Genomic DNA, 21711 nt, shown 5'->3' on the forward strand with positions numbered 1-21711 from the left:
AGGAACCCCATGACCCTGCGCGCCGCGCTGCTGATCGTCTTCGCCTTGCTGACCGGCTGCGTCACCACGGGCAAGGTCAACCCGATGGACACCAGCAAGGGTCGGGACGAGGCGCGTCAGGCATATGTGCAACTGGGTCTGGGCTACTTGCAGGAAGGCAGCACCGAACGGGCGAAGATTCCCCTGAAGAAGGCCCTGGAGCTCAACAGCTCCGACGCCGATGCCAACGCGGCGTTGGCGTTGGTGTTCCAGGCGGAAATGGAACCCGAGCTTGCCGAGCAGCACTTTCGCAAGGCTTTGAACGCACGCAGCGATGCCCGTATCCTGAACAACTACGGCAGCTTCCTGTACGAGCAAAAACGCTACAAGGAAGCTTACGAACTGTTCGAGAAGGCCGCTGCCGATACGCTCTATCCGGAGCGCTCGCGGGTTTTCGAGAACCTGGGCATGACCGCGGTTGCCCTGGGGCAGCGCGAGGTGGCACAGCAGAACCTGGAGAAAGCCCTGCGGCTCAACCGCCAGCAGCCACGCGCATTGCTGGAAATGGCCGAAATGTCGTACCAGGACATGCACTACGTGCCGGCCAAGGAGTATTTCGACCGGTTCACCCAGTTGAGCGAGCACACCGCGCGCAGCCTGCTGCTTGGTACGCGTCTGGCGAAAGTCTATGAAGACAAGAACAAGGCCGCCAGTTATGGCCTGCAACTCAAACGGCTTTATCCCGGTACGCCGGAATATCAGCAATACCTGTCGGAGCAAAGATGAAAGCGGCGCATCCCGAAGTAGCAGCAGGCTCTCGTGTAAACCCCGGCGATACCTTGCGTCAGGCCCGCGAAAGTAAAGCGTGGTCGTTGCCTGAGGTCGCCGCGCGGCTGAACCTCACCCCCACCTCGCTGGCCAACCTGGAAGCGGGCGCGTTCGACAAGCTGCCCGGCCACACCTTTTCCCGCGGCTACATCCGTGCCTACGCCAAGTTGCTGGGTCTGGACCAGGCCGTGCTGGTGCAGGCCTTCGACCAGTACACCGGCACCAACGCGCAGGGCAGCAACGTGCATGGCCTGGGGCGCATAGAAGAACCCTCGCGCCTGGCCCACAACCTGCTGCGTATCGTCAGCCTGATGCTGGTACTGGCGCTGGTCGGCGGCGGCTTCCTGTGGTGGCAGGACAAGACCACCACCCGTGGCAGCGATCCAACCAACGTCGCGTTGGAGCACGTCGAAGTCGAAAGCGCCGACGGCACCACCCAGATCCATCCGCTGGACGAGCCCGAAGACCAGGCCGTCGTGGCCGCGCGTGAAGGCGAACCCACCTCGTTGAGCCTGGGTCAGGGCCAGACCCCGGTTGATCCTGCTACCACCGGTACACCGGCGACCACGACGGCGCAGTCACCTGCCGCCGTTGCGCAGACGCCTGCAACTGTTGCCACACCTGTTCCCGCACCTGTTTCCGCACCTGTTTCTAATACTGCGACAACACCTGCCGCGCCGGCCCCCGTTGCAACGCCTGCGCCCGTCGAAGCACCCGTGGCCGGGCAGGGCCAGGTCGGCATGAACTTCGTCGCCGACTGCTGGACCCAGGTCACCGATGCCACCGGCAAGGTGCTGTACAGCGGCCTCAAGCGCAGTGGCGAAAACCTTCAGGTCAGCGGCAAGCCGCCGCTTTCCATACGCCTGGGCGTGGCCAATGCCGCCCAGGTGACTTACAACGGTCAAGCGGTGGATGTCGCACCCTTTACCAAGGGCAATACTGCTCGCATGAAGCTGGGGCAATAACATGCACGGTGAATCTCCGATCAAGCGCCGCGAATCGCGCAAAATATGGGTAGGCTCGGTGCCGGTTGGGGGCGATGCGCCCATCGCCGTGCAGAGCATGACCAACACCGACACCAATGATGTCGATGCCACCGTTGGGCAGATCCAGCGCCTGGTCGATGCCGGCGCCGACATCGTGCGCGTGTCCGTGCCCGACATGGACGCCGCCGAGGCCTTCGGTCGCATCAAGCAGCGCGTCAGCGTGCCGCTGGTGGCCGATATCCACTTCGACTACAAGATCGCCCTGCGCGTGGCCGAACTGGGTGTGGACTGCCTGCGCATCAACCCCGGCAACATTGGCCGCGAAGACCGCGTGCGCGCGGTGGTCGATGCCGCTCGCGATCGTGGCATCCCGATCCGTATCGGCGTCAACGCAGGCTCCCTGGAAAAGGACCTGCAGAAGAAGTACGGCGAACCGACCCCCGAAGCCCTGGTCGAGTCCGCGCTGCGTCACGTCGAGCACCTGGTACGCCTGGATTTCCACGACTTCAAGGTCAGCGTGAAGGCCTCCGACGTGTTCATGGCCGTCGATGCCTATCGCCTGCTGGCCAAGCAGATCATCCAGCCACTGCACTTGGGCATCACCGAAGCCGGTGGCCTGCGTTCCGGCACCGTGAAGTCGGCGGTCGGCCTGGGCATGCTGCTGGCCGACGGCATCGGCGACACCATCCGCATTTCCCTGGCGGCCGATCCGGTGGAAGAGGTCAAGGTTGGCTACGACATCCTCAAGTCGTTGCGCCTGCGTTCGCGCGGCATCAACTTCATTGCCTGCCCCAGCTGCTCGCGGCAAAACTTCGACGTGGTCAAGACCATGAACGAACTCGAAGGCCGTCTCGAAGACCTGCTGGTGCCGCTGGACGTCGCGGTCATCGGTTGCGTGGTCAACGGCCCGGGCGAGGCCAAGGAAGCGCACGTCGGCCTGACCGGCGGCACGCCGAACCTGATCTACATCGACGGCAAGCCGTCGCAGAAATTGACCAACGAGAATCTGGTGGACGAGCTTGAACGGCTCATCCGGCAGAAGGCCGCGGAAAAGGTCGAAGCCGACGCGGCGTTGATCGTCCGCGGCTAACAGGGATTCCTAAGGATATTTTGTGAGCAAGACTCTGCAAGCCATTCGTGGTATGAACGACATCCTGCCCGAGCAGACGCCGCTGTGGCGCTACTTCGAGGGCACTGTGGCCAGCCTGCTGGACGGCTACGGCTATCGCCAGATCCGCATGCCCATCGTCGAGTTCACCGACCTGTTCAAGCGCTCCATCGGCGAGGTCACCGACATCGTCGAAAAGGAGATGTACACCTTCGAGGATCGCAACGGTGATTCCCTCACGCTGCGTCCCGAAGGCACCGCGGCCTGTGTCCGCGCCGTGCTCGAGCATGGCTTGAGCGGTGGTGGCCAAGTGCAGAAGCTGTGGTACATGGGCCCGATGTTTCGCCATGAGCGGCCGCAGAAAGGGCGTTACCGCCAGTTTCACCAGATCGGCCTGGAAGTGTTCAACCTCGACGGCCCCGACATCGATGCCGAGCTGATCGTACTCACCTGGCGGCTGTGGAAGCTGCTGGGCATCCGCGACGCGGTGACCCTGGAGCTCAATAGCCTGGGCACCAGCGAGGCGCGTGGTCGCTACCGCGAGGCGCTGGTGGAGTTTCTCACCGCGCACCTGGACCAGATCGACGAAGACAGCCAGCGCCGCCTGAAGACCAACCCCTTGCGCGTGCTCGATACCAAGCATCCGGAAACCCAGGCGGTGTTGGTCAACGCGCCGAAGCTGGCGGATTATCTGGACGACGAATCGCGCGTGCATTTCGAAGGCCTGAAGGCGCGTCTGGATGCTGCCGGCATTCCCTACGTGATCAATCCCAAGCTGGTGCGGGGGCTGGACTACTACAGCAAGACCGTTTTCGAGTGGGTCACCGACAAGTTGGGCGCCCAGGGTACCGTTTGTGCCGGGGGCCGCTATGATGGCCTGGTCGAGCAGATGGGTGGCAAGCCGACGCCGGGCGTGGGTTTTGCCATGGGCATCGAACGTCTGATCCTGCTGCTCGAAACCCTGGAGCAGGTACCCGAGTCCATTTCGCGGCAGGTGGATGTCTACCTCTGCGCATTCGGCGAGCAGGCCGAGCTGGCAGGGCTGACCCTGGCCGAGCGGCTGCGCGACCAGGTGCCAGGTCTGCGCCTGATGGTCAACGCCGGTGCTGGCAGTTTCAAGAGCCAGTTCAAGAAGGCTGACAAGAGCGGTGCGTTGTACGCCCTTATCCTGGGGGACGACGAACTGGCCCAACAAGTGGTAGGTTTCAAACCCCTGCGCGGCCAGGGCGAACAACAGAACATTGCCTGGTCGGCATTGGCCGACCATCTGGCGACCTGCGTTGTGCAGGGCTGAATCAAGCAAGCATCAAGCATTTGCGTGAATAGGAGCATTGGGGTGTCGAGTACCGAAGACGAACAAATGGGCGAACTCAAGGACTGGTGGCAGCGTAACGGCAAGCCCCTGGTGACCGGTGGCCTGCTGGCCCTGGTGGTCGTGTTCGGCTGGCAAGCCTGGACCCGCTACCAGAGCAACCAGTCGCAGAGCGCTTCCAACCTGTACCAGCAGTTGCTGGAAGCCAGCCTGACCCCGACCGGCAAGCCCGATACCGCCCAGGTCGCGGATCTGGCCGGCAAGCTCAAGAACGAGTTCGGCGGCACTGCCTATGCGCAGTACGCCAGCCTGTTCCTGGCCAAGGCCGCTGTCGACACCGGCAAGCTCGACGACGCTGCAGCCGAACTCAAGACGGTGGTCGACAAGCCTGCCGATACCACACTGGGTGAAATTGCACGCCAGCGCCTGGCCCAGGTCATGGCCGCGCAGAACAAGGCCGAAGACGCCTTGAAACTGCTCGACGGCGATGCCGACAAGGCGTTCCTGGCCGCTCGCGAAGAACTCAAGGGCGACCTGCTGGTGCAGTTGGGCCGCAGCGATGACGCCTATGCCGCCTATCAAAAAGCCAAGGCTGCGCTCTCCGATGAAGCGGCGGTCGGCGGCCTTCAAATCAAGCTCGACGACCTGGCCAAAGGGGATGCGTGACGTGATCCGTTGGAAACATGCAGCATTGCTGGCCCTGGCCTTGATGGCCGTGGGTTGCAGCAGCAACAGCAAGAAGGAACTGCCTCCGGCCGAACTGACCGACTTCAAGGAAGAAGTGTCCTTGCAGAAAGTCTGGAGCCGCGGGATCGGCGACGGCCAGGGCAAGACCTACAACATGCTCGTGCCGGCAGTCGAGAACGATCGCATCTATGCCGCCGACGTGACCGGTGAAGTGGTCGCGATGAACCGCATGACCGGCGACGTGCTGTGGAAGAAGGATCTGGACCAGCCGGTTTCCGGTGCCGTCGGCGTGAGCTACGGTATGGTCACCCTGGGTACCCTGCGTGGCGACGTGATCGCACTGGACGCCGATACCGGCGAACAACGCTGGAAGGCGCGGGTGAACAGCGAAGTGCTGGCGCCACCGGCCAACAATGGCAACGTCGTGGTCGTGCAGACCCAGGACGATCGCCTGATCGGCCTGGATGCCAACACCGGTGACCAGCGCTGGCTGTACGACAGCACTCCAGCGGTGTTGACCCTGCGCGGTACGGGCGCTCCACTGGTGACCAACCAGCTGGCGATCGCCGGTCTGTCGACCGGCAAGGTCGTGGCGCTGGACGTTTCCAATGGCGTGCCGGTCTGGGAAGCACGGGTCGCCGTGCCACAGGGCCGCTCCGAGCTGGACCGCGTGGTCGATATCGACGGCGGCCTGCTGCTGTCCGGTGGCACGCTGTACGTCACCACCTACCAGGGCCGCATGGCGGGCCTGGACCTGGAAAGCGGGCGTGTGCTCTGGCAGCGCGATGCATCCAGTTATGCAGGTGTCGCGCAGGGCTTCGGCAACGTCTACACCAGCCTGGCTTCGGGCACTGTGGAAGGCGTCGACGAGCGTTCCACCACGGCCCTGTGGAGCAACGACCAACTGGCGCGTCGTCAGTTGTCGGCTCCTGAAGTCTTTTCAAGTTACATCGCGGTGGGCGACCTGGAAGGTTATGTCCACCTGTTGAGCCAGGTAGACGGTCGCTTCGTCAGCCGTACCCGGGTCGACAGCGATGGCGTGCGGGCTCGCCCGCTGGTCGTCGGCGACATGCTTTATATTTTCGGCAACAGTGGCAAGCTGGAAGCCCTGACCGTCAAGCAATGATTGACTATGCTTCCGGACACCCGCGGGTGCCTGGAAGCCGCTTCGTTTGAAGCGCCTCGAACTCCGGCCGCTGCCTGCAGCGGCCTTTGTATTTTCTGAATCAACGCAGTGGAGAGCCGCATGGTTCCCGTAATCGCCCTGGTGGGCCGACCCAACGTCGGTAAATCCACCATGTTCAACCGCCTGACCAAAAGCCGTGACGCCATCGTCGGCGACCTGTCCGGTCTTACCCGAGATCGCCAATACGGTGAGGCGCACTGGCAAGGGCGTTCCTACATTCTGGTCGACACCGGTGGCATTTCCGGTGACGAACACGGCATGGACGAGAAGATGGCCGAGCAGTCGCTGCTGGCCATCGAAGAAGCCGATGTCGTGATGTTCCTGGTCGATGCGCGCGCCGGTTTCACCGCCGCCGACCAGATGATCGCCGAGCACCTGCGCAAGCGTAATAAGCGCTCGCTGCTGGTAGCCAACAAGGTCGACAACGTCGATCCGGAAATGGCCAAGGCCGAATTCGCCCCGTTGGGCATGGGCGATGCCATCCCCGTGGCCGGCGCCCAGGGCCGTGGTGTCAATACGCTGCTCGAAGCTGCCTTGGGCGAGTTCCCGCGTGACGAGGAAGAAGTCGACCTCAACGCCGATGTGGCCGAAGGCGAGGAACCGGTGCGCATCCCCGGCCCGAGCGAGAAGGATGGCATCAAGATCGCCATCATCGGTCGCCCCAACGTCGGCAAGTCGACGCTGGTCAACCGCATGCTCGGTGAAGACCGGGTGATCGTCTATGACCAGCCCGGCACCACCCGCGACAGCATCTACATTCCCTTCGAGCGCAACGAAGAGAAGTACACGCTGATCGATACGGCCGGTGTGCGCAAGCGCGGCAAGATCCACGAGGAAGTCGAGAAGTTCTCGGTGGTGAAGACGCTGCAGGCGATCAAGGACGCCAACGTGGTGATCTTCGTCATGGATGCACGCGAAGGCGTGGTCGACCATGACCTGAACCTGCTGGGTTTCGCCCTGGAAACCGGTCGCGCCATCGTAATCGCACTGAACAAGTGGGACGGCATGCAGCCCAGCGAGCGCGACTATGTGAAGATCGAGCTCGAACGCCGGCTGTTCTTCGTCGACTTCGCCGATATCCATTTCATCTCGGCGCTGCATGGCACCGGTGTCGGTAACCTGTACGCCTCCGTGCAGGCATCGTTCAAGTCGGCGATCACCCGTTGGCCGACCAGCCGCCTGACCCAGATCCTCGAGGACGCGGTGCAGGAGCACCAGCCGCCGATGGTCAACAGCCGCCGGATCAAGCTGCGCTACGCTCACTTGGGTGGTGCCAACCCGCCATTGATCGTGATCCACGGCAACCAGGTGGAGAAAGTGCCGAAGTCGTACGTGCGCTATCTGGAAAATACCTATCGCCGCGTGCTCAAGCTGGTCGGTACGCCGATCCGTATCGAGTTCAAGGGCGGCGAGAACCCGTACGAAGGCAACAAGAACACGCTCACCGACCGCCAGGTCAACAAGAAACGCCGCCTGATGTCGCACCACAAGAAAGCCGACAAGAAGCGCCGCGACAAGCGCTGACACACCGCGGTGCAGCCGGACGCGGCTCGCGCCGCTGCTACAGGGGAATGCATGATCTGTAGCAGCGGCGCAAGCCGCGTCGGCGGTGCACGCGGTCCATCAGACACCCCGCAACCCCCGTAGCAGCGGCGCAAGCCGCGTCGGCGGTGCACGCGGTCCATCAGACACCCCGCAACCCCCGTAGCAGCGGCGCAAGCCGCGTCGGCGATGCGCGCGATCCGCCAGACACCCCGCAACCCCCGTAGCAGCGGCGCAAGCCGCGTCAGCGATGCACGCAATCCGCCAGACACCCCGCAACCCCCGTAGCAGCGGCGCAAGCCGCGTCGGCGGTGCATGCGGTCCATCAGGCACCCTGCGATCCCCGTAGCAGCGGCGCAAGCCGCGTCATCGGCCCATGCGATCCGCCTGCTACACTGGGAAACGTTTTCCCAGGGAGCGGCACATGATCAGCAAGCTGCCGAATGTCGGCACCACCATCTTCACCACGATGTCCCAACTCGCCGCGCAAACCGGCGCTTTGAACCTGTCTCAGGGGTTCCCGGATTTCGACGGTCCGCCTGCCTTGCTCGAAGCGGTGGGGCGCCATGTGCTGGCCGGGCATAACCAATACTCGCCCATGACCGGTCTGCCCGCCCTGCGCGAACAGGTGGCGGCCAAGGTCGAGCGGCTGTATCGGCGCACCGTGGATGCCGAAAACGAAATCACCATCACCCCCGGCGCCACCCAGGCGATTTTCTGCGCGATCCAGGCAACCATTCGCCACGGCGATGAAGTCATCGTGTTCGATCCCTGCTACGACAGCTACGAGCCTGCGGTCGAACTGGCGGGCGGCACGTGCGTGCACGTGCAACTGGATGCTGCGAATTTTAGCATCGACTGGCAGCAACTGGGCCAAGCGATCAACGCGCGTACCCGAATGATCGTGATCAACTCGCCGCACAATCCCAGCGGGGCCTTGATCAGTGCTGCAGATCTCGACCAACTGGCCGCGTTGATCGCCGACCGCGACATCTACATCCTCAGCGACGAGGTCTACGAGCATCTGGTGTTCGACGGCGTCGCCCATGCCAGCGTGCTGGCCCACGAACGGCTGTACGAGCGCGCGTTCGTGGTCAGCTCGTTCGGCAAGACCTACCACGTCACCGGCTGGAAGACGGGCTACGTGATCGCACCACCGGCCCTGACTCGAGAGCTGCGCAAGGTGCATCAGTACGTCAGCTTCTGTGGTGTCACGCCATTGCAGTACGCCCTGGCCGACTACATGATGGAGCACCCTCACCACGTGGATGAGCTGCCAGGTTTCTATCAGGGCAAGCGCGATCTGCTTTGCGATCTGTTGGCCGATTCGCGGTTCACGTTCTCGCCCACTCCGGGCACCTATTTCCAACTGGTCGATTATTCGGCAATTCGCCCCGACCTGAACGATGTCGACATGGCATTGTGGCTGACGCGCGAACATGGGGTGGCCAGCATTCCAGTGTCGGTGTTCTATCGCACGCCGGTTGCGGACCAGCGCCTGGTCCGCTTGTGTTTCGCCAAACGTGAGGAGACGCTGCGCGAGGCAGCCCACAAACTATGCCGAATCTGACGCAAGCAACCCTGGCCGAGCAGGCCCCTGAGCTAAGAATCGCGTTGGTGCAGACCCAGCTCGCGTGGCACGACCGCGAGGCCAATCTCGAACACTTCGATACCTTGCTGGAACAAGCCCAAGGCGCCGATCTGGTGGTCTTGCCCGAGATGTTCACCACTGGCTTTTCGATGGAATCCGCAAGCCTGTGCGAGCCGGAAAACGGCGTCACTCACGACTGGCTGCTGGCGTGGGCGGGCAAGCTCGACGCGGTGGTCACCGGCAGCGTGATCGTTCAGGCCGCCGACGGCAGCTACCGCAATCGCCTGCTGTGGGCCTGCCCGGATGGGCGGATGCTGCACTACGACAAGCGCCATCTGTTTCGCATGGCGGGGGAACACGAGCACTACAGTGCCGGTGAGCAGCAAGTGGTGTTTGCCGTGAAGGGGTGGCGTGTACGTCCGTTGATCTGTTACGACCTGCGTTTTCCGGTGTGGAGCCGAGATGCCGAGGGTACCGATTTGCTGCTGTACACGGCCAACTGGCCAGGCGCGCGGCGCATGCACTGGAACCGCCTGCTGCCAGCCCGCGCGATCGAGAACCTCTGCTACGTGGCGGCGGTGAATCGGGTTGGCACCGATGGCAAAGGCTTTGCCTACACGGGTGACAGCCAGTTGTTGGACTTTCAGGGCGAAACCCTGTTGTGCGCAGGCGAAGCCGATGGCGTGTTTCATGCCAGCCTGAACGCCCAGGCACTGCACGCCTATCGCAGCAAGTTCCCGGCCCACCTGGACGCGGACGAATTCGAGCTGCGCTAGGAACGGTTCCCTGCGATATACCTGACACCGAGGCGTCCTTTTCGCGGCCGATGACCGCTCCCACGGGTGTCCTCGGTCGTTTGTGGGAGCGGTCTGTGGCCGCGAAGGGTTCACCGCGTTTAGCCTGACACCTCGCGGTGAGTTTTTCGCGGCCGATGACCGCTCCTACGGGTGTGCTCGGTCGTTTGTGGACGCGGTCCGTGGCCGCGAAGGGTTCACCGCGTTGAGCCTGACGCACCGCAGTGTGTTTTTCGCGGCCGATGACCGCTCCCACGGCGTAGTGCAGGCATAAAAAAACCGGCCCTGGAGGGCCGGTTCTTGTGCTGCTGCCCGTATCAGGCCGCTTTCGCGTCCTGCTGGCTCAGCGAGCGATTCAGTGCGCTGAACAGCGCCTTGAAGCTGGCAGTGGTGATGTTTTCATCCACGCCCACCCCATGCACGGGACGTCCGCCGGCCACGCGCAGTTCGATGTAGGCCGCGGCCTTGGCATTGGTGCCTGCGCCGATGGCGTGTTCGTTGTAGTCCATGATTTCCACGCCGATCGGCATGGAGGCAACCAGCGCTTCCAGGGCGCCGTTGCCCTTGCCGCGCCAGTGCTGGGTTTCACCGTCGCTGTGCACTTCCACGTCCACGGCGCTGTTGCCGTTCTCTTCCTGCAACCGATGGCTGATCAATGCGTAGGGCGTGTTGGCCTGCAGGTACTCTTTACGCAACAAGGCGTAGATCTGCTGAGCGGTCATCTCCAGGCCAAGCCGATCGGTTTCGCCCTGGACCACCTGGCTGAACTCGATCTGCATGCGGCGCGGCAGGCTGATGCCGTATTCCTGTTCGAGCAAATAGGTGATGCCACCCTTGCCCGACTGGCTGTTCACGCGAATGACCGCTTCGTAGCTGCGACCGATGTCGGCCGGGTCGATCGGCAGGTAGGGCACTTCCCACAGCGTGCCTTCCTTCTGCTGGGTGAAACCCTTGCGAATGGCATCCTGGTGCGAGCCGGAAAACGCGGTATGGACCAGGTCGCCCACATACGGATGACGCGGATGCACCGGCAGTTGGTTGCATTCCTCGACCACCTTGCGGATGCCGTCGATGTCGGAGAAATCCAGCTCGGGGTCGACGCCCTGGGTGTACAGATTCAAGCCCAAGGTCACCAAGTCAACGTTGCCGGTACGCTCACCGTTGCCGAACAGGCAGCCTTCGACGCGATCCGCGCCGGCCATCAGGCCCAGTTCGGTGGCCGCTACCCCAGTGCCACGGTCATTGTGGGTGTGCAGGCTGAGCAGCACGCTGTCGCGGCGGGTGATGTGACGGCCGAACCATTCGATCTGATCGGCATAGATGTTCGGAGTGGACACTTCCACGGTGGCCGGCAGGTTGAGGATGACCTTGTTCTGCGGGGTAGGATTCCACACTTCGATCACCGCATCGCAGACTTCCTTGGCGAACTCCAGCTCGGTGGCGCTGAACGTCTCCGGCGAGTACTGGAAAGTCCACTGGGTTTCCGGCTGCTGCGCTGCGTATTTGACGAACAGCTTGGCGGCATTCACCGCGATGTCCTTGACGCCCTGTTTGTCCTGGTTGAAGACGATCTTGCGGAAGGACGGCGAGGTGGCGTTGTACAGGTGAACGATGGCTTTCTTGGCGCCCTTGAGCGATTCGAAGGTGCGCGCGATGAGGTCTTCACGGGCCTGAGTCAGGACCTGGATGGTCGTGTCGTCCGGGATGTGGCCCTCTTCGATGAGCGTGCGCACGAAATCGAAATCGGTCTGCGAGGCGGAAGGGAAGGAGGCTTCGATTTCCTTCACGCCCACGGCCACCAGGGTTTTCCAGAAGCGCAGCTTCTTGGCCGCATCCATGGGTTCGATCAGTGACTGATTGCCGTCGCGCAGGTCCGAGCTGCACCAGATGGGCGCCGCGGTGATGGACTTCGACGGCCAGGTGCGATCGGGGAGGTCGATAGTCGGGAACGCACGGTACTTCTGCGACGGGTCTTTGAGCATGGACATGGTGGAAATCCTTGGTGAGCAGCCTGGGAAAAGGGCCTGCCGGTCATTCGAATGGTGAAGGGGCGAGGCGACTCGTTTCAGCCAGGCAGTCGTGCACTGACCAGGCAGAGGCTGCGATGCTGGCGGAGCTGGATGAGGGTATGTGCAGTGTTCATGACCTCAACCCTAACCAGTGGGGTGAAAAATGGCAAGGGTGTTGAGGAAAATGGTAGGAGAGTTGGGTATCTTGGAGCAGGCGAGATTTTATTGCTGAAGATTTGAAAAGAGGTGCGAGAGATTGCGTGGCTTTAAGGGGCTGCGCAATGCGCTGGGTCGACGGTGCGGCCTTCGCGGGCAGAGCCCGCTCCTACAGGTGAAGCAGTGCTGAGAGGATTCCCGGTGGATCAAGGCTGGAAGGCGTTGATGAAGATCGCCGGATCTACCCTGGCATCGTTGAGGCTGACGTTCCAGTGCATGTGCGGCCCGGTGGCGCGGCCTGTGGAGCCTACACGTCCGACCACGGCGCCGCGCACCAGGTCCTGGCCGACCTTCACGTCGATCTTGGACATATGACAGAACATGCTGATGAACCCCTGTCCATGGTCGACGAACACCGTGTTGCCGTTGAAGAAGTAGTCGCCCACCAGGATCACCTTGCCATTGGCAGGGGTCTTGATCGGCGTGCCAGCCGGTACCGCGAAATCCAGGCCGGAATGCGGATTGCGCTCCTCGCCATTGAAGAAACGGCGTACACCGAACTTGCTCGACAAGGGTCCGCTGACCGGCTTGTCCAGCAGCAGATTGCTCGGCGTGCCGGCGCTGAAACTGCGATAGGCTCGCAGCTGCTCGGCCAGCTCGCCGTCGATGCGCTTGATGTCCGCAGGGTTTGGGTTGACCTGGCGGGTGTTCTTCAAGGTGATGCGCTGTTCCGGGTATTTCTTGCTGCCAACGTCGAAGCTGATAGCGCGACCGGCCACGCTGAGCTGCGCCTGGCCAGGCTTGGCGGTCAACGGGATGCCGACGATCGCGCGCCAGGTACCTTGCTCATTGACCACCAGCACGCGCTTGCCGTCATAGGTGGCTTTGGGGGCCTGACTGGCGTTGCCCAGATCGATCACCGCCACGCCACCGGGCACCGGCTTGTTCAACAGACGGGTGATGTAGCTGTCTGCCTGGGCGAACGAGGACAGACAGACGAGCAGGGCAACAACGAGAAAACGCGGCATGGATCAGTCCAGTAGGGAAAGGGTAACGGGCGTGAGGTGATTGTCTTCCACGCGCACTTCGAGTTCGCCTTCGCCCAATCTGGCGATCAGGCGTTGACCGCGCCGGGTTTGCTCGGCGCTGCGGATCGCCTGGCCCTGCTCGTCGAGCAGGATGCTGTAGCCACGGCCCAAGGTCGCCAGCGGGCTGACCACGTGCAGGGTCTGCACCTGGGCCTGCAACTGCTGGCGCCGGTCCTTCAGCGTGTCGCGCATGGCCCGCGGCAAGCGCTCGGCAAGGCCGTCCAGGCGTTGCTTGAGCAGGCGCAGGACACGGTCCGGGTGCTGCCCGGCCAGGCGTGTCTGCAACTGCGCCAGGCGATGTGCACGCGCAGTCATCTGCCGCTCGAAGGCGCGGCGCATGCGCATGTCCAGATCATCCAGGCGTTGTGCCTGCTGGCGCAGGCGCTCGCCGGGGTGGCGCAGGCGTCGGGTCAGCCCCTCAACGCGCAGGCGCTCGTGGGCCAGACGGTTGTGCATGCGCAGTACCAGGCGGCGTTGCAGGCTGTCGAGTCGCCGTTGCAGGTCGCCGGCATCCGGGGCCAGCAGCTCGGCGGCCGCCGAAGGTGTCGGGGCGCGCACGTCGGCGACGAAGTCGCTGATGGACACGTCGGTTTCATGGCCCACGGCGCTGACGATGGGCGTCACGCAGGCATCCACGGCGCGCGCTACGGATTCCTCGTTGAAGCACCAGAGGTCCTCCAGCGAGCCGCCGCCACGGGCCAGGATGATCGCATCGAAGCCGCGCGCATCGGCCAGGCGCAGGGCGCGGACGATCTGTGCGGTGGCTTCGCGGCCCTGCACGGCAGTGGGGATCAAGGTCAGCTGAATCTGTGGGGCACGTCGACGGAACACGCTGATGATGTCGCGGATCACCGCGCCGGTCGGCGAGCTGACGATACCGATGCGTTGCGGGTGGGCCGGCAGCGCCACCTTGCGCTCGCTGCTGAACAGGCCTTCGGCGTCGAGCTTTTCCTTGAGCGCGTCGAACGCCATGCGCAGCGCGCCGTCGCCGGCAGGCTCCACGGTGTCGAGGATCAGTTGATAGTCGCCACGGCCTTCGAACAGCGAGACCTTGCCGCGCACTTTCACCGCTGCGCCATCCTTGAGCACCTGGCGCACGCGTTGCGCGTTCTGCCGGAACAAGGCACAGCGCACCTGGGCGCCGCTGTCCTTGAGGGTGAAATAGACGTGGCCGGACGCCGGACGCGCCAGGTTGGAGATTTCACCTTCGACCCAGATGTTGCTGAAGACGTCTTCGAGCAATACACGGGCGCGGCCATTGAGCTGGCTGACGGTGATGACCTCGCGATCGAGGTTGAGGCGGGCGAAGGGGTCTTTGATCATGTTCGGCATCATAGAGACATTCGTCTGCGGATGCACTGGGGGAGGGGGTGCAGCGAAGGCCTCTTCACCGACGGGCAAAGAGGCCTGGAGCGTTACAGGAACTGCTCGGCGTAGTGACACGCCACTTGCCGGGTATCGACGTGCCGGAACGCAGGCACTTCGGTGCTGCAGCGTTCGGTGGCGTATGGGCAACGCTTGTGGAACGCACAGCCCGACGGAAGATTCAGCGGGTTGGGCAACTCGCCGACGATCTTGATCTTGGGTTTCAGCGGATCGGGCTTGATGGTCGGCGTGGCCGACAGCAGCGCCTGGGTATAGGGATGCAGCGGCTTGGCGTAGATATCCTCCTTGGGCCCCATTTCCGCTGGCCGGCCCAGGTACATCACCAGCACCTGGTCGGCCACGTGACGCACCACGGCCAGGTTGTGGGAGATGAACACGTAGGCGGTATTGAACTCCTGCTGCAGGTCCATGAACAGGTTCAGCACCTGCGCCTGGATCGACACGTCGAGGGCCGAGGTCGGCTCGTCGGCGACCAGCACTTTGGGCTGCAGCATCATGGCGCGGGCCAAGGCGATACGCTGGCGCTGGCCACCGGAGAACATGTGCGGATAGCGCTGGTAGTGCTCGGGGCGCAGGCCGACCTGCTGCATCATGGCCTGGACCTTCTCGCGCCGCTCGGCCTTGCTCAACGAGGTGTTGATCAGCAATGGCTCACCGAGTTGGTCGCCGATCTTCTGCCGTGGATTGAGCGAGGCGTAGGGGCTCTGGAAGACCATCTGCACGTCCTTGCGCAACTGCTTGCGCTCGGCCTTGGTAGCGCCTGCGACTTCCTGGCCGGCGATCTGCAAGGAGCCTGAGGACGGCTCTTCGATCAAGGTCAATGCGCGCGCCAGGGTCGACTTGCCGCAGCCCGACTCACCCACCACGGCCAGCGTCTTGCCGGCTTCCAGTTCGAACGACACGCCATTGAGGGCGCGGACCACGGCATCGGGCTTGAACAGCCCGGCCGAGACGTTGTAATGACGGGTAAGGTCGCGGGCGGTCAGTACGACGCTCATCACGCCACCTCCTGGTTGAGTGGGTAGAAACAGCGCGCCAGGCTCTGGGCTTTCGGGTCCAGGGCCGGGCGTTCGGTGCGGCAGTTTTCCCGCACGTACGGGCAGCGTGGCGAGAGCAGGCAACCCTGGGGACGGTCATAGCGGCCCGGTACGATGCCCGGCAAGGTGGCCAGGCGCTCGGCGCCTTCGCTGTGCTCCGGAATGGCCATCAGCAGCGCTTCGCTGTAGGGGTGCGCAGGAATGTCGAACAGTTGCGGTACATGCCCCACTTCCACCGCCTGGCCGGCGTACATCACGCACACGCGCTGGGCGGTTTCGGCCACCACGGCCAGGTCGTGGGTGATCAGGATCAGGCCCATGTTCTGCTCTTGTTGCAGGCTGAGCAGCAACTCCATGATCTGCGCCTGGATGGTCACGTCCAGTGCAGTGGTCGGTTCGTCGGCGATCAGCAGCTTGGGCTCGCCGGCAATCGCCATGGCGATCGCGACGCGCTGGCTCATGCCCCCGGACAGTTGGTGGGGGTAGGCATCCAGGCGGCTTTCGGCGGCGGGAATTTCCACTTTCTTGAGCAGTTCCAGAGCCCGCTGGCGTGCAGCCTTGCCGGACATGCCCAAATGCTGGCGCAACACTTCCTCGATCTGGAAGCCCACGGTGTAACTGGGGTTCAGCGCGGTCATCGGGTCCTGGAAGATCATCGCCAGGTCCTTGCCGACCACCTTGCGCCGTTGCCGTGCGTTGAGCTTGAGCATGTCGTGGCCGTCGAAGACCAGCGAGTCGGCGGTGACGATGCCCGGTGCGTCGATCAGGCCCATCAGGGCCATCATGGTCACTGACTTGCCCGAGCCCGACTCGCCGACGATGGCCAGCACTTCGCCCTTGTCGACGCTGAGGTCCAGCCCGTCCACGACCGGTACGGCCTTGGCGTCGCCGAAGCGTACGTTGAGATTGTTGATGTTCAAAAGTGACATGATCGGCTCCTCAGGCGGCGTTCTTGAGTTTGGGGTCCAGCGCATCGCGCAGCCCGTCGCCCATCAGATTGATTGCCAGCACGCTGAGCAGAATGGTCAGGCCCGGCAGGCTCACCACCCACCAGGCGCGTTCGATGTAGTCACGCGCCGAAGCCAGCATGGTGCCCCATTCCGGCGTTGGCGGTTGCACGCCCAGGCCCAGGAAGCCCAGGGCGGCGGCGTCGAGAATCGCCGAGGAGAAGCTCAAGGTGGCCTGCACGATCAACGGCGCCATGCAGTTGGGCAGCACGGTGATGAACATCAGACGCGGCAGCGAGGCCCCGGCCAGACGCGCGGCAGTCACGTAGTCGCGGTTCAGTTCGCCCATCACCGCCGCGCGGGTCAGGCGCACGTAGGAAGGCAGCGAAACCACCGCAATGGCAATCACGGTATTGATCAGGCCAGGGCCGAGGATGGCGACGATGGCCACGGCCAGCAGCAACGACGGCAGTGCCAGCATGACGTCCATCAGACGCATGATCGACGGCCCGAGAATGCGCGGGAAGAACCCGGCCAGCAGGCCCATGAGAATGCCCGGGATCAGCGACATCACCACCGACGACAGGCCGATCAGCAGCGACAGCCGCGAGCCCTGGATCAGGCGCGAGAGCAAATCACGGCCCAGCTCGTCGGTGCCCAGGATGAACTGCCATTGGCCGCCTTCCAGCCAGACCGGCGGCGTCAGCAGGAAATCACGGTACTGCTCGCTGGGGTTGTGCGGCGCCACCCACGGCGCGAACAACGCGCAGAAGACGATGATCAGCATGAACACCAGGCCCGCCACGGCGCCCTTGTTCTTGGCGAATGCCTGCCAGAATTCCTTGTACGGGGAGGGGTAGAGCGGGCTCTGATCCACTGCGACCGTTTCGATTTTCGTAGTCATGGATAGGGTCTCAACGCTGATGACGGATGCGTGGGTTGGCCAGGCCGTAGAGGATATCCACCACGAAGTTGACCAGGATCACCAGGCAGGCGATCAACAGGATGCCGTTCTGCACGACAGGGTAGTCACGGGCGCCGATGGCCTCGATCAGCCATTTGCCGATGCCCGGCCACGAGAAGATGGTTTCGGTCAGGACCGCGCCGGCCAGCAAGGTGCCGACCTGCAGGCCGAACACCGTGAGCACGGGAATCAGCGCGTTGCGCAGGCCGTGCACGAACACCACGCGGGCTGGCGACAGGCCCTTGGCACGGGCGGTGCGCACGTAGTCTTCCCGCAGCACTTCGAGCATCGAGGAACGAGTCATGCGGGCAATCACTGCCAGCGGGATGGTGCCCAGCACGATGGCTGGCAGGATCAGGTGATGCAGGGCATCCCAGAACGCGCCTTCGTCATCGCTGAGCAGGGTGTCGATGAGCATGAAGCCGGTTTTCGGCTGGATGTCGTACAGCAGGTCGATGCGCCCGGACACCGGTGTCCAGCCCAGGGTCACCGAGAAGAACATGATCAGGATCAGGCCCCACCAGAAGATGGGCATGGAATAGCCGGCCAGGGAAATGCCCATGACCCCATGGTCGAACAGCGATCCTCGCTTGAGCGCGGCGATCACCCCCGCCAGCAGGCCGAGCACGCCGGCGAAGATCAGCGCGGCGATGGACAGCTCCAGAGTGGCCGGGAACAGCGCGGTGAACTCGGTCCACACGCTCTCGCGGGTACGCAGCGACTCACCCAGGTTGCCTTGGGCGAGATTGCCGATGTAATCCAGGTACTGAGCATACAAAGGCTTGTTCAGACCCAGGCGTTCCATCGCCTGTGCGTGCATTTCGGGGTCGACCCGACGCTCGCCCATCATCACTTCGACAGGGTCACCGGGAATCAGGCGTATCAACGCGAAGGTCAATAGCGTGATGCCGAAGAAAGTGGGGATCAGCAATCCCACACGTCGGGCAATAAAACTAAACATCGTGCGTAGTACCTCATCAGCCGGTTAGGCAAGCCGCGCATCCGCCCGGGTGGGCGCCGATACGCGGCGTCTTTTTCTACTTCACCTGGGTGGTGGCGAAGTTGTTATTGGTCATCGGGCTTATGTGGAAGCCTTCGACGTTCTTGCGCATGGCCGAGAACACACGTGGATACGCTAGGCTCAACCAAGGTTGCTCTTTGAGAAAAATGACCTGCGCCTGTTCGTAGAACGCCGCGCGTGCCGCCGGTTCAGTGGCTTCGCGGGCCTGGCTGACCAGGGCGTCGAATTCCTTGTTGCACCAGCGCGCGGCATTTTCGCCGTTCTTCGCTGCTTCACAAGTCAGGTTCGGGCTGAGGAAGTTGTCCGGATCGCCGTTGTCGCCGGCCCAACCGTAGAAAGCCAAGTCATGTTCGCCCAGTTTCAGGCGCTTGATCAACTCGCCCCATTCCAGCACGCGAATATCCAGCTTGATGCCGACGCGGGCTAGGTCGGCCTGCAACAGTTGCGCTGCAAGGCTGGAGTTGGGGTTGGTCGGGCTGCTGCCGTTGCGCGCGAAGATGGTGAACGAGGTGCCTTCCGGAACGCCGGCTTCCTTGAGCAGGGCGCGGGCCTTGTCCGGATCGTAGGGCAGGTCTTTGAGGCTGTGGTTGTAGCCCAGCAGCGTGGTTGGGTAGGGGCCCACACCCGGTGTCGCGTTGCCCTCGCCGAACAGGGTACGAACGAAGGTCTGCTTGTCGAAGGCCATCTGGATGGCCTGACGCACGCGTACGTCGCTCAGGTATTTGTGGGTGGTGTTGATGGCCACATAGCTGGTCATCAGAGCATCCATCTCGGCGATCTTGAGCTGAGGATCGGCCTTGATGCCGGGTACGTCGTCCGGCTTGGGATAGACCGCCACCTGGCATTCGTTGGCGCGCAGCTTCTGCGCCCGCACGTTGTTGTCCACGGTGATGGCGAAAATCAGCGGGTCGGCCGGTGGCTTGCCCTTGTAGTAATCGGGGTTGGCCTTGTAGCGAACCTGGGCGTCCTTGCTGTAGCGCACGAACACGAACGGCCCGGTGCCGATCGGCTTGCTGTTCAAGTCGGCGGTCTTGCCGGCCTTGAGCAACTGGTCGCCGTATTCGGCTGAGTAGATCGAGGTGAAGGGCATCGCCATGTCGCGCAGGAACGGCGCTTCGGGGCGCTTGAGCACGAAACGCACGGTCATGTCGTCGAGCTTGTCGATGCTCTGGATCAGATCACCCATGGCCATCGATTCGAAATAGGGATAGCCCATGGTCGACTTGTCATGCCAGGGATGCTTGGCGTCGAACTGGCGCATGAAGCTCCACAGCACGTCGTCGGCATTGAGGGTACGGGTCGGCTTGAAGTACTCCGTGGTGTGGAATTTAACGCCTTCGCGCAGGTGGAACGTGTAGGTCTTGCCGTCTTCACTGATGTCCCAGCTCTTGGCCAGCCCCGGCTGGATGTCGGTGGTGCCCGGCGTGAAGTCGACCAAGCGGTTGAGCACCGTCTCGGCCGAGGCATCGCTCGTGACCGCGCCGGTGTACTGCACGATATCGAAACCTTCGGGGCTGGCTTCGGTGCAGACCACCAGCGGTTTGGCACTGGCGCCCAGGCTCAGGCCGAGCAGGGCGGCAGCTACGGCAGCCTTGAGTGATAGCGTTTTCATCGTTGCCCTCGCAATCGCAGGTAAGCGTAGCCGCTGCCCGGGATTCGTCGAACCCCGGGCGGCGGTCGCCGATCAAAGAATCTGGAACGGAATGGTGGTGACGACACGCAGCTCGTTGAGACTGCCATCGACCTGATTGGCGCTGGCCCGGTGAGCGCTGTAGGTTGCGCGGACAGTACTGGCCTTCAATGGCCCGCTCTGTACGGCGTACGAGGTGCCGAAGCCGTACTCGTAATGGCTCTCGCCGTCCTGAGCCTGGATGCCATCATAGCCGCCGCCCTTGTAGTGCGTGCCATCGATACCCCAGCCGCGCGCGGTGTAGACGCTGAACTTGAGGCCCGGTACGCCGTAGCCGGCCATGTCCAGGCCGTAGCCGACCTGGAACGATTTCTCGTTCGGGCCGTTGTAGTCTGAAAACAGCGAGTTGGCCAGGAAAATGGCGTTGGTCTCGTGCAGGTAGTCGAAATACTCGTCGCCTCTCACTTCCTGGAAAGCCAGGGTCAGGCTGTGCGCCTTGTGCGTGGCGGTCAACGACAGGCTGTAGGTGTCGTTGTCGATGGCGCCCATCTTCGAGCTGCCCGCATCTTTGGTCTTGTAGTAGTTGAAACCGGTGGTCAGGCCCAGCACCGAGGCATCGCCCAGTTCATGGGAGGCACCGAAATAGTACTGGTTCCAGACATCCTTGACGTTGGACGCGTACAGGCTGGTGGTCAGGCTTTTCAGCGGCTGGTAGTTGAGGCCGAAGATGTTGACCTGGTCGGTGGTGGTGCCGTTGCCGTACTCGGTCCTGAACTTGCTCAGGCTCTGCTCGGTTCGCGGCGACACGCGGCTGAAGGTGCCCAGGTCGAAGTCGAGGTTGTCGAACTCGGCGCTGTGCAGGCTGACACCCTCGAAGCTGGAGGGCAGGGCACGGTTGCCGATGAAGGCCAGTACCGGCGTGTTCATCGACTGGCGACCCGCGGTCAGGACGGTGTTGGAGACCCGTGCCTTGAGGTTGGCCAGGCCTGCCTTGGTCCATTGGTCGACCGCTTCGCCGTTGTGATCGGTCAAGGTCCGGTTGCCCCCTCCGGCCACACGTCCCTTGCCTTGTTCCAGGGCCACGGTGTTGTAGGCCGCCACTTCGGTGCTCAAGCCTACGGTGCCCTGGGTGAAGCCCGAGGTGTAGTTGACGATGGTGCCCTGGACCCAGGTGTCGCGGCTGCCGGTGCGTTCGGTCACGCCATTGCCCTTGTTGATGCCCCAGGTCAGGCCGCGCTTGCCCTTTTCCTTGGCGAACCAGTTGCGCGTCGAGCCGGTCACGCTCGAGTCTTCGATGAAGCCTTTGGCTTCATCCTGGGCGCTGCTGGTCTTGACGGTGAGGGGGATGAAGGCCTGGCTGGCTTCGTCGGCCAGGACCAGGGGCGCGAACCCACTCAACGACAAGGTGAAGACTGCTCTCTTGGTGATTTTCAACTGAAGCTCCTTACTTTTTTAGTTTT

At 63.0% G+C, this 21711-nt stretch carries 18 protein-coding genes; 9 read left to right on the forward strand and 9 right to left on the reverse strand.

Annotated elements, in window-relative coordinates:
• Positions 1–9 precede the first annotated feature (9 nt).
• From pilW to LT40_RS03575, 9 genes are all read left to right on the forward strand, one after another.
• Positions 10–765, forward strand: a complete 756-nt coding sequence (gene pilW / locus LT40_RS03535) for a type IV pilus biogenesis/stability protein PilW (protein WP_043186565.1) — start codon at positions 10–12, stop codon at positions 763–765.
• Complete coding sequence (locus tag LT40_RS03540) at positions 762–1772, forward strand: RodZ domain-containing protein (RefSeq protein ID WP_043186568.1); 1011 nt, start codon at positions 762–764, stop codon at positions 1770–1772. The genes pilW and LT40_RS03540 overlap by 4 nt, the downstream gene beginning before the upstream one ends.
• Position 1773: 1 nt before the next feature.
• A complete protein-coding gene (gene ispG / locus LT40_RS03545; RefSeq protein ID WP_043186570.1) occupies positions 1774–2883 on the forward strand; it encodes a flavodoxin-dependent (E)-4-hydroxy-3-methylbut-2-enyl-diphosphate synthase in 1110 nt (369 codons plus the stop codon).
• Positions 2884–2905: 22 nt separating this feature from the next.
• The gene (gene hisS, locus LT40_RS03550; protein WP_043186572.1) at positions 2906–4195 is read left to right on the forward strand and encodes a histidine--tRNA ligase; all 1290 of its coding nucleotides are present in this window, start codon (positions 2906–2908) and stop codon (positions 4193–4195) included.
• A 42-nt stretch (positions 4196–4237) separates the two neighbouring features.
• Positions 4238–4879, forward strand: coding sequence for a YfgM family protein (locus LT40_RS03555; RefSeq protein WP_043186575.1), 642 nt, complete (start codon positions 4238–4240; stop codon positions 4877–4879).
• On the forward strand, positions 4872–6026 hold the full coding sequence (bamB, locus tag LT40_RS03560) for an outer membrane protein assembly factor BamB (protein WP_043186579.1): 1155 nt from the start codon (positions 4872–4874) through the stop codon (positions 6024–6026). The genes LT40_RS03555 and bamB overlap by 8 nt, the downstream gene beginning before the upstream one ends.
• Positions 6027–6146: 120 nt before the next feature.
• Positions 6147–7610, forward strand: coding sequence for a ribosome biogenesis GTPase Der (gene der, locus LT40_RS03565; protein ID WP_043186581.1), 1464 nt, complete (start codon positions 6147–6149; stop codon positions 7608–7610).
• A 442-nt stretch (positions 7611–8052) separates the two neighbouring features.
• Positions 8053–9198, forward strand: a complete 1146-nt coding sequence (locus LT40_RS03570; protein WP_043186583.1) for a pyridoxal phosphate-dependent aminotransferase — start codon at positions 8053–8055, stop codon at positions 9196–9198.
• Positions 9186–9995, forward strand: a complete 810-nt coding sequence (locus tag LT40_RS03575; RefSeq protein ID WP_043186585.1) for an amidohydrolase — start codon at positions 9186–9188, stop codon at positions 9993–9995. The genes LT40_RS03570 and LT40_RS03575 overlap by 13 nt, the downstream gene beginning before the upstream one ends.
• 335 nt (positions 9996–10330) lie before the next feature.
• Here LT40_RS03575 and leuA read toward each other — a convergent pair whose 3' ends face one another.
• From leuA to LT40_RS03620, 9 genes are all read right to left on the reverse strand, one after another.
• The gene (gene leuA, locus LT40_RS03580) at positions 10331–12001 is read right to left on the reverse strand and encodes a 2-isopropylmalate synthase (RefSeq protein ID WP_043186587.1); all 1671 of its coding nucleotides are present in this window, start codon (positions 11999–12001) and stop codon (positions 10331–10333) included.
• 383 nt (positions 12002–12384) lie between these two features.
• A complete protein-coding gene (locus tag LT40_RS03585) occupies positions 12385–13206 on the reverse strand; it encodes a M23 family metallopeptidase (protein WP_043186589.1) in 822 nt (273 codons plus the stop codon).
• 3 nt (positions 13207–13209) lie between these two features.
• Positions 13210–14589: an exodeoxyribonuclease VII large subunit gene (gene xseA / locus LT40_RS03590; protein ID WP_043193273.1), complete on the reverse strand. Its 1380-nt coding sequence runs from the start codon at positions 14587–14589 to the stop codon at positions 13210–13212.
• A 92-nt stretch (positions 14590–14681) separates the two neighbouring features.
• Entirely contained in the window at positions 14682–15650 is a 969-nt protein-coding gene (locus LT40_RS03595; protein WP_043186593.1) for a peptide ABC transporter ATP-binding protein, read from the reverse strand.
• On the reverse strand, positions 15650–16618 hold the full coding sequence (locus LT40_RS03600; protein WP_043186595.1) for an ABC transporter ATP-binding protein: 969 nt from the start codon (positions 16616–16618) through the stop codon (positions 15650–15652). The genes LT40_RS03595 and LT40_RS03600 overlap by 1 nt, the downstream gene beginning before the upstream one ends.
• A 10-nt stretch (positions 16619–16628) precedes the next feature.
• Entirely contained in the window at positions 16629–17540 is a 912-nt protein-coding gene (locus LT40_RS03605; RefSeq protein ID WP_043186600.1) for an ABC transporter permease subunit, read from the reverse strand.
• A gap of 10 nt (positions 17541–17550) precedes the next feature.
• The gene (locus LT40_RS03610) at positions 17551–18561 is read right to left on the reverse strand and encodes an ABC transporter permease subunit (protein WP_043186602.1); all 1011 of its coding nucleotides are present in this window, start codon (positions 18559–18561) and stop codon (positions 17551–17553) included.
• A 76-nt stretch (positions 18562–18637) separates the two neighbouring features.
• Positions 18638–20233, reverse strand: a complete 1596-nt coding sequence (locus LT40_RS03615; RefSeq protein ID WP_043186605.1) for an ABC transporter substrate-binding protein — start codon at positions 20231–20233, stop codon at positions 18638–18640.
• Positions 20234–20305: 72 nt separating this feature from the next.
• Positions 20306–21685: an OprD family porin gene (locus LT40_RS03620; protein WP_043186608.1), complete on the reverse strand. Its 1380-nt coding sequence runs from the start codon at positions 21683–21685 to the stop codon at positions 20306–20308.
• Positions 21686–21711: the final 26 nt, after the last annotated feature.

It is taken from the genome of Pseudomonas rhizosphaerae, from assembly GCF_000761155.1.
Lineage (GTDB): Bacteria > Pseudomonadota > Gammaproteobacteria > Pseudomonadales > Pseudomonadaceae > Aquipseudomonas > Aquipseudomonas rhizosphaerae.